Raw genomic sequence first — 13,894 nt, 5'->3', positions numbered from 1 at the left:
CGCGAATTGGGCTTGCGCTGCCGGATGAGCGGACGTACTTCTTCGATGCGGAAACCGGCGACGTCTGGCGCACCCGCGAGTTGATTGAAACTACGAGCGGCGCCTAATTGCCGAAGCCCGCCTTACGCAGGGCATCCGCCATCGATCCCCCTGCGTCCGACGCCTTCTGACGAGGCTGCTTGCCACGATTCGGGTTTGGCCGCTTCGCGTGTCCCTGATCGGTCTGTTTGCCGCGATTCTGTTGCGGCGTGTCGTTGAGCCGCAGGCTCAGCCCGATCCGCTGACGCTCGACATCAACGTCCACCACCTTGACGCGCACCACCTGACCGGAGCGGACCACCTCGTGCGGGTCGGACACGAAGCGGTCTGCCATCGCCGAAACGTGTACCAGGCCGTCCTGATGCACACCGACGTCGACGAACGCGCCGAACGCCGCGACGTTGGTGACGACGCCTTCCAGCACCATGCCCACCGTCAGGTCGGCGACCTTCTCCACACCGGCGGCGAACGTGGCCGTGGAGAACGCGGGTCGCGGATCGCGTCCGGGCTTCTCCAGTTCGGCGAGGATGTCGGTCACCGTGGGGACGCCGAATCGGTCGTCGGCGAAGTCGGCCGGCTCAAGGGACCGCAACGATCGCTCGTTGCCGATCAGCTCGGCGAGCGTCACCCCCGAGCGGTCCAGGATTCGACGGACCACCGGATACGCCTCCGGATGCACGCCCGACGCATCGATCGGGTCGTCTCCGCCGCGGATCCGCAGGAAACCAGCGCACTGCTCAAAAGCCTTGGGGCCCAGGCGAGGAACTTTCAGCAGAGCCTTGCGGTTGGCGAACGGTCCCGTCGTGTCACGGTGCGAGACGATCGCCTCGGCTAGGGATTCGGATACCCCGGACACCCGCGCCAGCAAGGGAACGGACGCCGTATTCAGGTCGACACCCACCGCGTTCACCGCATCCTCGACGACGGCGTCCAGGCTGCGCGCCAGCGTCCCAGGCGTGATGTCGTGTTGGTACTGCCCAACGCCGATCGACTTCGGGTCGATCTTCACCAATTCGGCCAGCGGATCCTGCAGCCGCCGCGCAATCGACACCGCCCCACGCAGCGTCACGTCGAGCGTCGGCAGCTCGTGCGCCGCATACGCTGACGCCGAATACACCGACGCACCGGCCTCGCTCACCATCGCCTTCGCGGGTGCCTTGCCGCCCGCGGCCCGGATATCGGCGATGAGTTCGGTTGCCAGGGCGTCGGTTTCGCGCGACGCGGTGCCGTTGCCGACGGCGATGAGCTCGACGCCGTGACGCGCGACCAGCGCCGCCAAAGTTGCCTTGGCCGTGTCCCATTGTTTCTGGGGCTGATGCGGGTAGATCGCGCACGTGTCGACGACCTTGCCGGTGCCGTCGACGACCGCGACCTTGACTCCGGTCCTGAAGCCGGGATCCAGGCCGAGCGTCGTGCGGTTGCCTGCTGGCGCCGCGAGCAGGAGGTCCTTGAGGTTCTTGGCGAACACCGCCACGGCCTCTTCCTCGGCGCGGCGCCGCAGCCGCAGGCGGGCGTCGACGCGGCCCGAGATCATCAGCTTCGTGCGCCATGCCCACTCGACGGTGGCGGCCAGCCATGGCGTCGACGCGGCCTTCGATGACATGTCGATACCCAGCGTTTTGGCGATCATGGCGTGATAGATCGCTTCATCACCACCGTCGAAGGTGAGCGCGAGCGCCTCTTCCTTCTCGCCTCGCATGACCGCAAGCACACGGTGGGACGGCATGCTCTCCAGTGATTGACTGAATTCGAAGTAGTCGCGAAACTTCTGTGCTGCAGGGCTTTTCGCCGCATCGGCCGACCACGGCTCCGTGCGCAGCGAGCCGCCTGCCCAGAACCTTTCCCGGATGGCACCGACGAGCTCGGCGTCTTCGGCCGCCCGCTCGGCGAGAATGTGTCGCGCGCCGTCCAGTGCTGCAGCAGCGTCGGCAACGTTGTCGCACAGAAACTCCGCAGCCACCTTCTCCGGCACCAGTGTGGGGTCGGCCAGTAGCCGGTCGGCCAACGGCGCGAGCCCCGCCTCGCGGGCAATCTGCGCCTTGGTCCGTCGCTTCGGTTTGTAGGGCAGGTAGATGTCCTCGACCCGCGACTTGGTGTCGGCCACCATCAGGGCGGCCCTCAACTCGTCGGTGAGCTTGCCCTGCTCGTCGATGGAGGCCAGCACCGCGGCCCGACGGTCATCGAGCTCACGCAGATACTGCAGACGCTCCTCGAGGATGCGCAGCTGGCCGTCATCGAGACTGCCGGTCACCTCTTTTCGGTACCGGGCGATGAATGGCACGGTCGCGCCCTCGTCGAGCAGTCGCACAGCGGCGGCGACCTGCGCTTCCTCGACGGTCAATTCCGCAGCGAGACGGGCATTTACAGACTTTGCGGGTGAGCTGGCAGGCACGCGAAGACTCTACAGATCGGCTCTGCGCGAGCGGCGTGACGCACACCTGTTCTGGCGCCGATGAGGCGCGACCGCGCGAGTTATGGGCTGCGAAGCGTCAACAGGGTGATCTCGCTGGGCGCGAACACCCGAAACGGCGGGCCCCAGAATCCGGTGCCGCGGCTGGTGTACAGCTGGGTCCGATCGCCGTGTCGGCTGAGTCCGCGCACCACGGGCTGCTCCAGCCGAACCAGAAGGTGGAACGGCCAGATCTGGCCGCCGTGGGTATGACCTGAGATCTGTAAGTCGACACCTGCGCTCACGGCGTGGGTGACCTGCTTGGGTTGGTGGGCGAGGAGCACGACCGGCAGCGCCCGATCGGTTCCGGCGAGGGCGGCATGAAGGTCCGCGCCGTGTCCGCGGGCGCTGGACGCAGTGGCGGTCGCGTCGTCCACACCGGCGAGCACCAGCCGGTCACCGCCGCGTTCGACGATGACGTGCCGGTTGTGCAGCGCGGACCATCCGATGCTTTCCATGTAGTCGAGCCACCCCTGCGCCTCGCTGAAGTACTCGTGGTTGCCGGTGACGTAGGCCCGAGCCGACACTGCCTTCACCGATGCGAGGGGGCTGGCTTGCCGTTCGCGAATGGTGACCCTGCCGTCCGCGATGTCGCCGACGTGGCACACCACATCGGCGACGAGTTCGTTGACACGTGCCACCACGGCCGTCGACCACTTGGCGCGATTGATGGGTCCGAAGTGCGTGTCGGTGATGACGGCGATGCGCAGGCCGTCCAACCCGCGCCCGAGGCCGTCGATCGCGACATCGACGTTCTTGACGCGCGGAACGCGCATCGCTTCGGCATAACCCCAGACGAGGAGCACCGCCGCCACAGTCACCACCGCGCCGGCGACAACCCGCGACCGCGCCGGATCCTCGACGCCGGCAACGAGCAGCACCAGGCCCAGCAGCTGGCCGAGCACCGACCAGGCGAACAGCACCCAGGCCGCGCCGAGCAGCGCATCCCCGAGGGCAGCAGCCCAGTCGAGATGCCTGTGGCCATGCCCGAGCACCATCAACACCGGCATCGCGGCCGCGCTCGCGGCGAAGAGCAGCGTGCCGGTCACGACGACGCTCGTTGGCCAGGCCGTCCCTCCTGCCGCCAGCGTCCACCAGGGCACCCCGAACAACAGCAGCACGACGGCGAGCACGACCGCTATGCGGCGCCACCTCCGCCGGGACCGCCGTCGCGGTCCGGCCGACTCCACTACTTCGGCAGGGTTGTCTGTCATCGGGCCTCGGTCTTCAGCGTGTGGTTGCAGGGTCACTGACGACGGTACGGAAGCGCTCGTGCGGGCCGGGATTAGCGTGGAGTGGGCGCGCGTTGCGTCAGCGGGGAAACGGCAGAAAAGGATGCAGATGAAATTCGGGATTTCCACGTTCGTCAATGACGACAGCATCGACACGGTTTCGCTGGCGCAGGCGATAGAGGAGCGAGGTTTCGACGCGCTCACGATCGCCGAGCACACGCACATCCCAGCCAGCCGGGAGTCTGCGTATCCGCTCGGTGGCGAGCTGCCGTCGATCTACTACCGGACGCTGGACCCGTTCGTCACGCTGGCGGCCGCGGCCGCCGTCACCTCACGCATCGAACTGATCACCGGCATCGCATTGCTCATCCAGCGTGATCCGATCATCACGGCGAAGGAGGCTGCCAGCATCGATCTGATCTCCAATGGCCGGTTCATCTTCGGGGTGGGCGCGGGCTGGAACCTGGAGGAGATGCGTAATCACGGTACCGATTCGAAGACACGCGGGGCGCTACTCGACGAACGCATCGAGGCCATCAAGGCGCTGTGGACGACCGAACCCGCCGAATACCACGGCAAATACGTTGATTTCGAGTCGTCATACATGCGACCCAAGCCGGTCCAGAAGCCACATCCGCCCATCGTTATCGGCGGCGACTCCGATGCCACCGTCAAGCGGGTGATCCGCCACGAGGCGGGCTGGATCTCCAACCCGTTCCCGATCGATCACCTCAAGCGCCGCATCGATCAACTTCGCGAGGGCGCTGGCCACGATGTCCCTTTGACGACATTCGGCACGCCGATCGATCCGGAGTACTGGCGCGGACTCGAGGATCTCGGATACGGCCAGGCGAACCTGCTGCTGCCGACCAAGCCGCACGACGAATCGCTTCGACTCCTCGACGAGTACGCCGAACAAGTCGCGCAATATCGCGGCTGAAAATTGTTGGGGGGTTGATGTCGAGAACCGGGTGACGGCTCCGTCCCAGGGGTGAGCGACCAACTAGGGTCGCGAATCTGAAGGGAGAACGTCATGGCCAAGTTCCTGTTTCTCAAGCACTACCGTGGCGCGCCTGCGGCGGTCAATGACGTGCCGATGGACCAGTGGGCACCCGCGGAGGTGGAGGCGCACATCAAGTACATGAACGACTTCGCGGCCAAGCTGCAAGCCAGCGGCGAGTACGTCGACGGCCAGGCCCTGGCCCCTGAGGGCGCGTGGGTCCGTTACGACGGCGAGGGCAAGCCGCCCGTCACCGATGGACCGTTCGCGGAGACCAAGGACCTCATCGCTGGTTGGATGATCGTCGACGTCGACTCGTACGAGCGGGCTGTCGAGTTGGCCGGCGAATTGTCTGCGGCGCCCGGCGCAGGCGGCAAGCCGATCCACGAGTGGCTCGAAGTCCGACCGTTCCTGACCGCTTCCCCGACCGTCACTGAGTGTCACTGAGTGATGGCCGCCGATGCGGTGGACGAGGCCCAGCTGCGGGGCCTGATCCCCGGCGTGTTGGCAGCCCTCGTCCACCGCGGGGCCGACTTCGCGACCGCCGAGGATGCTGTGCAGGAGGCCCTGCTCAAAGCTGTTGAGACATGGCCGAATCAACGGCCGGACGATCCCAAGGGCTGGTTGATCACCACGGCGTGGCGGCGTTTCGTCGATCTTGCGAGATCCGACAGCGCGCGGCGCGACCGTGAGCTTCGGGTGACTGACGAGCCGCCGCCCGGCCCGGCGGAGTCCGTCGACGACACACTGCAGCTCTACTTTTTGTGCGCGCATCCGAACCTCACCCCCGCATCGGCCGTCGCGCTGACTTTGCGCGCTGTTGGTGGCCTCACCACACGCCAGATTGCGCAGGCATACCTTGTGCCGGAAGCGACTATGGCGCAACGGATTAGCCGGGCCAAACGGATCGTCGGCGACATCCGGCTGGATCAGCCGGGAGATTTGCGCACGGTGCTGAAGGTGCTGTACCTGGTGTTCAACGAGGGGTACAGCGGCGACGTCGATCTCGCTGAGGAGGCGATTCGGCTGGCGCGACAGCTGGCCGCGACGACGCGCGACGAGGAGGTCGCCGGGCTTCTCGCATTATTTCTGCTTCACCATGCGAGGCGAGACGCCCGGACTCGCGACGACGGCAGTCTGGTGGTGCTGGAAGATCAAGACCGCAGCCTCTGGCGGCGCGAACTCATCGCGGAGGGAGTGGCCGTACTCCAGGCGGCGCTAGCCCGCGATCGGCTCGGGGAGTACCAGGCGCAAGCGGCGATCGCGGCGCTGCACGCAGACGCGCAGACCGCTGAGGAGACCGACTGGGTGCAGATCGTCGAGTGGTACGACGAGCTCATCCGGCTCACCGACAGCCCGGTGGTGCGGCTCAATCGCGCCGTCGCAGTCGGTGAAGCGGATGGACCGCAGGCGGGGCTCGCCGCACTCGGCGAGCTCGAGCCGACGCTTCCGCGGTATACCGCGTCGGCCGCGTACTTGCATGAGCGGGCCGGCGACATCGCCACGGCGGCAGAGCTTTACGTGCAGGCCGCCGCACAGGCGCAGAACGTCGCCGAGCGCAACCACCTCACGTTTCGCGCGGCCACGCTTCGTCAGCGCTTACCGGGCGAAGACAACTCATAGCGGATCGGCATACCGGCGGGGCTCTTCGTTGTGCGGCCCCCCGGATTTCGACTCTGTGGCCGTCGATTCTGTCGGCGTCGTGTACCGGTGCGACTTCGCGATGTCGGAGGGATACTCGGGAAGATTACCGTCGGGCCGCGACATCGCGATGCCCGTCGGCGAAAGCGACGAGGTCCGCTGGCGTGACGTTCAAAGTCGACACCAAGCTAACGTTAGCGCTACAGCGCACGTCCTCACGTCGCCAACTTCTCAGCATTGCGAGTGGGTTGGCAACACAATTCAACGAGCCACTAGTTGCGGTATTGCGGGCAATAGGCCGTCATCGACGCGACGATCATCGCCTCGTTCTGCTGTGGCGTCGCGAACACCTTCTTCGCGTTGAACGCTGCGATCAGTTGGCGAGGCCGACGAGCGCAGCTGTGAGCGTTCCGGCGGCGAGCACTGTGCCGGCAATCGTTGCCACGAGGCGGTTGGTGAGCATGGGGGTTCTCTCGCTTGGTTCCGGTGACGCCCCGGATCGTGCGCCATTACCCCAAGTACAAGACGGCGCGACCGCTACCGATCCCAACAGACAATTTGCACTCGAAAGCACTGCCAGGCATGAAAGACTTGGAAGTTGCTGTGCGAGAGGGGAATACGTTGACGCCAGGTCAATTGCGGCGCGCTCCTGGGCGCGACGATGATCGCAGTTCGTTCGCCCCCGTCTTCCCCAGCGTCGTCCGCGCCGATGAGTTGCCCGCACTCAGCTGCTGAAGGGAGCGAATCGCACCGCAAACGTCACTAGCGCCGGTAAATTCACCTCTTAGTGATCTTTCGGCGGGGGGATATCAAATGAGCAAACCAACTGTGCTGTCTACGCCAGATTCCGAGGCCTTGACACCCGACGGCATCATGCAGCTGGGCTTCGGCTACTGGGCTTCCAGGACCCTGTTGAGTGCCGTCGAGCTGAAACTCTTCGGCGTGCTCAGCGAGGCTGGGCCGCTGGACGCGGAGCAACTCCGCGAGCGACTCGGCCTGCATCCGCGCAGTGCACGGGACTTCTTCGACGCGCTCGTCGCTCTCGGGATGCTCGAACGCACCGACGGCCGGTACCAAAACACTCCGCACACCGATCTCTTCCTCGATCCGGCAAAGCCCACATACGTGGGCGGCATCATGGAAATGTCGAGTGTCCGCCTCTACGGCTTCTGGGACTCGCTGATCGAGGGACTGAAAACCGGCCAACCGCAGAACGAGGTGAAGACGGGCGGCGACTTCTTCGCAACCCTGTACGCCGACCCGGAGAAGCTGGCCGTATTCACCGCTGCGATGTCGGGTCTGAGTCTCGCGGCGGGCTACGCCATCGCCGCCAAGTTTCCGTGGCGCGACTACGGCAGCGTGACCGATATCGGGTGCGCACAAGGCGCCGTCCCGGTCGCCATCGCGACGGCCCACGAGCACTTGACGGGCGGCGGCTACGACCTGCCACCCGTCGAGCCGATCTTCAATTCCTATGTTGCACAACATGATTTGAGTAGCCGCCTGCGATTCACGCCCGGCGACTTCTTCGCCGACCCTTTGCCGAACGCCGACGTCCTCATCATGGGCCACATCCTGCACGACTGGGATATGGACCAGAAGCGTCTGCTCCTGCAGAAGGCCTACGACGCACTGCCCAGGGAGGGGGCGTTGATCGTCTTCGAAGGCCTCATCGATGACGAGCGGCGCCACAACGCATTCGGTCTGCTGATGAGCCTCAACATGCTGATCGAGACTCCCGGCGGCTTCGACTACACGGGTGCCGATTGCCGTGGCTGGATGGCCGACGTCGGCTTCAGCAAGAGCTATGTCGAGCAGCTGGTCGGTCCTGACTCGATGGTCGTCGGCATCAAGTAGCCCTAGCCGAAAAGATCGACATCGGGATGACTTCGCGGTCGCCCGCCCGTTCTGGCGGTCAGGAAGCTGTCAGGAGACAACGGAAGGGCCATCATGAAGATCGTCGTCATCGGAGGAACGGGCCTGATCGGCTCGAAGCTGGTGCACGCGCTGGACCAACACGGCCACGAAGCCGTCGCCGCCGCGCCTTCGACAGGAGTCAACACGCTGACGGGCGAGGGTCTGGCCGAGGTTCTCGCGGGCGCCTCGGTGGTGGTCGACGTGTCGAATTCACCGCAGCTCGACGACTCGGCCATCGAGTTCTTCCGCACCGCGACCACGAATTTGCTCACTGCGGAGAAGGACGCCGGCGTCGGCCACCACATCGCGCTGTCGGTGGTGGGCACCGCTGCGCTTGCCCCGCAGAGCGGGTATTTCCAGGCGAAGCTTCTGCAGGAGAACCTGATCGCCGAGGGGCCGATCCCGTACACCCTTGTGCACGCGACGCAGTTCTTCGAGTTCATCGACACCCTCGCCGACTCCGCGACCGCCGACGGCGTGGTGCGGATGCCAGCAGCTTATTTCCAGCCGATGGCCGCTGCCGACGTTGCCCAAGGGCTCGCGATCGCTGCAGTCAACGGTCCGGTGAACGGCCTCACGGAAATCGGTGGGCCGCAGGCGTTCCTGTTGCCCGACCTCATCAGGACTGCATTGACCGCCCACGGCGACACTCGCGAGGTCGTCGCTGATCCGAAGGCGCAGTACTGGGGCATCGATATCGACGAGCGCACCCTGTGCCCCGGCGAGGGCGCGACGCTGTTCGACACGAGGTTCGAGGACTGGCTGCTCGAAACCGCTGCCAAGGCGTAGCGCAGCCGCCGCGGTTTCCTGCCGGGCTAGCGAGCTTGGCCGAGAGCCAGTTCACAGCCCGGCCAGCGGTAAGGTCTCCACTGCAAACAGACGCGGTGGAGCCCTATGTCGAGCGAAGGTCGGGGGGCACGTCTTCGCGGTCGCAATAGCGAATGCGAGACGCTTAGGGGGCTGATCTCCGCTGTCCAATCGGGCACCAGCGGAGTGCTGGTGCTCCGCGGCGAGGCGGGGATCGGCAAGACCGCGTTGCTTGACTACGTTTCAGGGCTGGCGACCGGGGTCCGCTGCATCCAAGTGGTGGGTGTGCAGTCCGACATGGAACTCGCGTTCGCCGGCCTGCAGCAGCTGTGTGCACCGCTGCTGAATCACCTTGGTGAACTTCCTGAACCACAGCGGGAGGCCCTCAACGTCGCGTTTGGTCGCGGAGTCGGCGCCACCCCGGATCGGTTCCTGGTTGGCCTGGCGGTGCTGAGCCTGATCGCCGTGGCCGCCAACGACCAACCCCTGCTCTGCATCGTCGATGACGCCCAATGGCTCGACGAAGTGTCGGTACAGACGCTGGCATTCGTGGCGAGGCGGCTGTTGGCCGAGCGTGTCGCGATGGTGTTCGCCGCCCGCGAGCGCAACGCCGAAGCTCTGCGGGGTCTGCCGGAACTCGCGATCAAGGGTCTGTCCGACGGCGACGCGCGGGAACTGTTGGAGTCGGTGATGGTCGGGGCGCTCGACCCGCGTGTGCGCGACCGCATCGTCGCCGAGACCCGCGGCATTCCGCTCGCTATCATCGAGGTACCGCGAAGCGTCTCCGCGACGGAGCTTGCCGGCGGCTTTTGGATTTCAGGCAAGCGGTCGTCTACAGCGGCAATCGAAGACGGCTTCGTCAACCGCATCAAATCCCTACCCGTCGAGACCCAGCGGCTGCTGCTTCTCGCCGCCGCCGAACCGGTCGGCGATGCCGCGCTGTTCCTGCGGGCGGCGGCGAAACTGGGCATCGCGGTCGACGCGTTGGCGCCGGCCGAAGCCGACGGCGTCATCGAATTCGGACCCCGCATGCGATTTCACCACCCGCTGCTGCGGTCGGCCGCCTACCGGGCCGCCGATCTCACCGACCGCAGGGCCATTCATCGGGCGTTGGCCGACGCCACCGATCCGCAGTCGGACCCCGACCGTCGGGCGTGGCACGCCGCCAACGCCGCAACGGGGCCAGACGAAGCGGTCGCCGCGGACCTGGAGGCTTCGGCAGGCCGGGCGCAGAGCAGGGGTGGAGTGGCCGCGGCCGCCGCCTTCCTGGAACGTGCGACGGCACTCACGTCAGACCCAGCCATCCGCGGGGCGAGGGCCATCGCCGCCGCCCATGCCAAACGTGAGGCGGCGGCGCCCGAAGCGGCATACGAGCTGCTCGCGATTGCCGAGCTCACCCCGCTGTCGAAGTTGCAACGAGCCCAGATCGCTCGGATGCGTGCCCAGATCGAATTCGTGCGTAGCCGCGCCGGAGCGCCGGGTGCCGTCAAGACGAGCGAAGCCGCCACGCAATTACTCAGTGCTGCAAAACAACTGGATGGGTGTGACGACGCCTTGGCTCGGGATACGCATCTCGAAGCGCTCGCCGCTGCGATGTATGCGGGCAGACTTGGTGAGCCGAATCTGCTGGCGGAGGTGGCGACGGCAGGTCGTGCCGCGATCGACCGGCTGACGCAGATACGTCGCCCGGTCGACTTTCTGTTGAGCGGGCTGACAAATCGAATCATCGACGGCCCCGGGGCGGGAGCCGACGATCTCCGTGCCGCACTGGAACTTTGGAACGCCCACGAGGAGTCGAGCGACGACAATGGCCGCAGCTGGCCGTTTCCCGTCGCGCAGGAATCGGCCGCCCACGAACTGTGGGACGACGCGGTGTTGCAGCGCATCGCGACCGAGACCGTCCGACGCGCCCGCGAAGTGGGCGCGCTTGCCGCGTTGCCGCCGGCGCTTGCCTATCGCGCCGGAGCTCATGTGTATATGGGCGAATTCACCTCGGCGGAACGGGTTCTCGAAGAGGTAGACGCGATCGCAACGTGGATCGGCCTCGCACCGAGGAAGTACCACGCGATGAACCTGGCCGCGTGGCGCGGCGTTCCGAGCGATGCGGAAGGTCTCATCGCGTCGGCCAAAGCCGAGGGCGCTGCGAAGGGGGAAGGGCGCCTTGTCGGTCTCGCCATGTTCATTTCGGCGATCCTGTTCAACGGCCTCGGTCGCTACGACGAGGCTCTGCAAGCCGCGCGTGAGTGCTGCGAGTACGAAGATCTCGGGTTTTACGGCTGGTGCCTCTACGAACTCATTGAAGCTTCAGTGCACCTAGGCGACAACGGATCTGCGGCGCCTGCCTTGCTGCTTCTCGAACAACGGGCAGGCGCCAGCGGCACGGACTGGGGGCTGGGTATCTTGGCGGCAGCCCGGGCGATGGTCGCCGACGACGAGACCACAGAGAATCTGTTCGCCGAGGCAGTGCAACGGCTCGAGCGGGCCAACGTCGCGCTTCACGGGGCGCGTGTCCGACTGTGCTACGGCGAGTGGCTGCGGCGGGTGAAGCGCAGGGTCGACGCCCGCCAACAGCTCAACACCGCATACCAGATGTTCGCCAAGTTCGGCGCCGAAGGTTTTGCGGAAAGAGCCCGACGCGAACTGGCCGCGACCGGGGAGAAGGTGCGCAAGCAGCCGACCAAGTCTGGCGAACAGCTGACTGCTCAGGAGGCGCAGATCGCGCGGCTGGCAGGCGACGGCCTGACGAATCAGGAGATCGGTGCGCAGCTGTTCATCAGCACCCACACCGTGGAATGGCATCTTCGGAAGGTCTTCGTGAAACTCGGCATCACCTCGCGCAGGCAGCTGCGCACCATCTCCTGGGCGAGCTAACCGCGGGCCCTCCTGATCCGACGGCCAGCACGGCGTGATCAATGTGACGTCATCCCACTTCGCCGAACCACGGACTTCCAAGGGTTCGCATGCCGCCTGGGATGTTCACGCTGAAGGCATGGATGTATACGAAGCAGTGATGAGCCGACGGGCAGTACGCGGATTCACCGACGAGCCGCTTTCCAGGGAGGTACTCGAGCGCGTGTTGACCGCCGCGGGCAACGCGCCGTCTGGTTCAAACGTCCAGCCGTGGAACATCTATGTGGTGACCGGTACGCCGCTGGCGCAACTCAAGAAGCTTGCCACCGAGCGCGTGGCTGCCGGCGACCCGTGGGATGAGCGGGAGTATGTGATGTACCCGCCGGTGATGAAGCCCCCGTACGGCGAGCGCCGGTCCGCGTTTGGCAGGGATCGCTACAGCGCACTCGGCATCGAGCGTGAGGACTGGGAAGCGCGTACCAGGGCTGCCATTGCGAACTGGGACTGTTTCGGCGCACCCGCTGCCCTGTTCTGCTACATCGACCGCGACCTTGGCCTGCCGCAATGGTCGGATCTCGGGATGTATCTGCAGACCGTGATGCTCTTGCTACGCGCCGAGGGGCTACACAGCTGCCCGCAGATGGCGTGGTCGCAGGTGCGCGAGACCGTCGCCGAGATCGTGTCGCCGCCGAAAGAGCTCATGCTGTTCTGCGGCATGTCGATCGGATTCGAAGACACCACGGTCGGTTTCGTCCGCAACGAGCGCGCACCGCTGGATGAGACGGTCACCTTCATCGAGGGTTAGCGCATCAGTGGGTCGACTACGGACCACGGACTACGGACAACCAAGGGTTCGCTTCACCTCCGGAAGCGCGAGTCTGATCCGGACGGCCCTGATACGGGCTCACCAGCGCAAAGACCATGCAGCGAGGAGATTGATCATGACTAGGACGCCCGTGCGCAGCACACCGGCCCGGGACCCAGATATTGCCGCGCGCTTCGCCGACGAGGTCGAGCCGTTCTTGGACGTCCTTGCGCGCGGGGCGCGGCGGCTGGCCCGCAGCGGCACCGACGCCGAGGACCTGCTGCAAGACGCACTGCTGCACGCGTACGCGGGGTTCGGCACCTTCAAGGAGGGCAGCAATCTGAAGGCGTGGCTGTTCCGGATTCTCTACAACCGCTGGGTCAGCGCATACCGCGCCAAGCAGTGCCGCCCGGCCGAAGTTCCGGTCGACGGCCTCACCGAACGGGATCTCGCCGACAGCGCCGCCCGGCTCCAGCCGGGCCAGCATCGGTCAGCCGAGGCCGAGGTGCTTGATGCGTTGCCGCACAACGAGATCACAGCGGCGATGAAGGCTCTGCCGGAAGGCTTCCGCACCGTTGTGTACCTCGCGGACATCCAGGGCTACACCTACGCGGAGACCGCCAAGATCCTCGGTATCCCGCACGGAACCGTGATGTCACGGGCAGCCCGAGGCAGACAGCGGCTGCGTGTCGCACTGGCCCACGTCGCCCACCAACACGCCGCGTAACGGAGGAACCAACTGATGTCGAAGACCTACGACGCCGAATGGGAGAACGCGTTGACGGTTGTGCAGGAGGTGCAGCCGCCTGCCATTCCCGAAGGCGCCCATGCCATGACCGTCGTCATCGAATACCCGCCGGGCAGTGCCGGTGCCCCGCCACACCGGCATCCCGGCGGGCCCGCCTTCGGCTACATGCTGGAAGGGGAGATGCTGTTCGAACTCGAAGGCCAACCGCCGCGAGTTGTCCGCCCCGGCGAGGCGTTTTGGGAGCCTGGTGGTGACGTCATCCACTACTCCGACGCCAACAACCGCGACGACATGAAGAGCCGCTTCGTCGTGACGATGCTCTGCGTACCCGGCCAGCCCATGCTCACCCTCGTCGACGACGAGGAGCTCGAAGCGCGCAAGCACCTGCGGGCAACCGCCGACTAGG

At 65.9% G+C, this 13,894-nt stretch carries 11 protein-coding genes; 9 read left to right on the top strand and 2 right to left on the bottom strand.

Features of this window, described 5'->3' with window-relative positions:
- Positions 1-103: 103 nt before the first annotated feature.
- Together MYCSM_RS30925 and MYCSM_RS30920 are read right to left on the bottom strand one after the other, a co-directional pair.
- The gene (locus tag MYCSM_RS30925; protein ID WP_015310132.1) at positions 104-2,431 is read right to left on the bottom strand and encodes a Tex family protein; all 2,328 of its coding nucleotides are present in this window, start codon (positions 2,429-2,431) and stop codon (positions 104-106) included.
- Positions 2,432-2,511: 80 nt separating this feature from the next.
- A complete protein-coding gene (locus MYCSM_RS30920; RefSeq protein WP_015310131.1) occupies positions 2,512-3,702 on the bottom strand; it encodes a metallophosphoesterase in 1,191 nt (396 codons plus the stop codon).
- A 127-nt stretch (positions 3,703-3,829) separates the two neighbouring features.
- Here MYCSM_RS30920 and MYCSM_RS30915 point away from each other — a divergent pair, with 127 nt between their 5' ends.
- From MYCSM_RS30915 to MYCSM_RS30875, 9 genes are all read left to right on the top strand, one after another.
- A complete protein-coding gene (locus MYCSM_RS30915; RefSeq protein ID WP_015310130.1) occupies positions 3,830-4,660 on the top strand; it encodes an LLM class F420-dependent oxidoreductase in 831 nt (276 codons plus the stop codon).
- Positions 4,661-4,753: 93 nt separating this feature from the next.
- Positions 4,754-5,167: a YciI family protein gene (locus MYCSM_RS30910; protein ID WP_015310129.1), complete on the top strand. Its 414-nt coding sequence runs from the start codon at positions 4,754-4,756 to the stop codon at positions 5,165-5,167.
- A 3-nt stretch (positions 5,168-5,170) separates the two neighbouring features.
- On the top strand, positions 5,171-6,343 hold the full coding sequence (locus MYCSM_RS30905; protein ID WP_015310128.1) for an RNA polymerase sigma factor: 1,173 nt from the start codon (positions 5,171-5,173) through the stop codon (positions 6,341-6,343).
- Positions 6,344-7,174: 831 nt separating this feature from the next.
- On the top strand, positions 7,175-8,218 hold the full coding sequence (locus tag MYCSM_RS30900; protein ID WP_015310126.1) for a methyltransferase: 1,044 nt from the start codon (positions 7,175-7,177) through the stop codon (positions 8,216-8,218).
- Positions 8,219-8,311: 93 nt separating this feature from the next.
- The gene (locus MYCSM_RS30895) at positions 8,312-9,067 is read left to right on the top strand and encodes an SDR family oxidoreductase (protein WP_015310125.1); all 756 of its coding nucleotides are present in this window, start codon (positions 8,312-8,314) and stop codon (positions 9,065-9,067) included.
- 105 nt (positions 9,068-9,172) lie between these two features.
- Entirely contained in the window at positions 9,173-11,956 is a 2,784-nt protein-coding gene (locus MYCSM_RS30890) for an ATP-binding protein (RefSeq protein WP_015310124.1), read from the top strand.
- A gap of 118 nt (positions 11,957-12,074) precedes the next feature.
- Positions 12,075-12,740: a nitroreductase family protein gene (locus MYCSM_RS30885; RefSeq protein WP_015310123.1), complete on the top strand. Its 666-nt coding sequence runs from the start codon at positions 12,075-12,077 to the stop codon at positions 12,738-12,740.
- A 136-nt stretch (positions 12,741-12,876) separates the two neighbouring features.
- Positions 12,877-13,467 carry a sigma-70 family RNA polymerase sigma factor gene (locus MYCSM_RS30880; RefSeq protein ID WP_015310122.1) on the top strand — a complete coding sequence of 197 codons (591 nt, stop codon included), beginning with the start codon at positions 12,877-12,879 and terminating at the stop codon, positions 13,465-13,467.
- 15 nt (positions 13,468-13,482) lie between these two features.
- Positions 13,483-13,893 (top strand): cupin domain-containing protein, encoded by a 411-nt coding sequence (locus tag MYCSM_RS30875; protein ID WP_015310121.1) that lies wholly within the window; start codon positions 13,483-13,485, stop codon positions 13,891-13,893.
- Position 13,894 lies beyond the last annotated feature (1 nt).

The sequence above is a fragment of the Mycobacterium sp. JS623 genome, assembly GCF_000328565.1.
In the GTDB taxonomy this organism is placed as follows: Bacteria; Actinomycetota; Actinomycetes; order Mycobacteriales; family Mycobacteriaceae; genus Mycobacterium.
Note: the sequence above shows the minus strand (reverse complement) of the source record. Positions and strands in the feature narration are given on the sequence as shown.

Bases quoted from the DNA above. Each gene is read 5' to 3' on its own strand.
- MYCSM_RS30900 (WP_015310126.1), top strand. From the start codon at position 7,175: ATGAGCAAACCAACTGTGCTGTCTACGCCAGATTCCGAGGCCTTGACA.
- MYCSM_RS30905 (WP_015310128.1), top strand. From the start codon at position 5,171: ATGGCCGCCGATGCGGTGGACGAGGCCCAGCTGCGGGGCCTGATCCCC.
- MYCSM_RS30895 (WP_015310125.1), top strand. From the start codon at position 8,312: ATGAAGATCGTCGTCATCGGAGGAACGGGCCTGATCGGCTCGAAGCTG.
- MYCSM_RS30890 (WP_015310124.1), top strand. From the start codon at position 9,173: ATGTCGAGCGAAGGTCGGGGGGCACGTCTTCGCGGTCGCAATAGCGAA.
- MYCSM_RS30880 (WP_015310122.1), top strand. From the start codon at position 12,877: ATGACTAGGACGCCCGTGCGCAGCACACCGGCCCGGGACCCAGATATT.
- MYCSM_RS30920 (WP_015310131.1), bottom strand. From the start codon at position 3,702: ATGACAGACAACCCTGCCGAAGTAGTGGAGTCGGCCGGACCGCGACGG.
- MYCSM_RS30915 (WP_015310130.1), top strand. From the start codon at position 3,830: ATGAAATTCGGGATTTCCACGTTCGTCAATGACGACAGCATCGACACG.
- MYCSM_RS30910 (WP_015310129.1), top strand. From the start codon at position 4,754: ATGGCCAAGTTCCTGTTTCTCAAGCACTACCGTGGCGCGCCTGCGGCG.
- MYCSM_RS30875 (WP_015310121.1), top strand. From the start codon at position 13,483: ATGTCGAAGACCTACGACGCCGAATGGGAGAACGCGTTGACGGTTGTG.
- MYCSM_RS30885 (WP_015310123.1), top strand. From the start codon at position 12,075: ATGGATGTATACGAAGCAGTGATGAGCCGACGGGCAGTACGCGGATTC.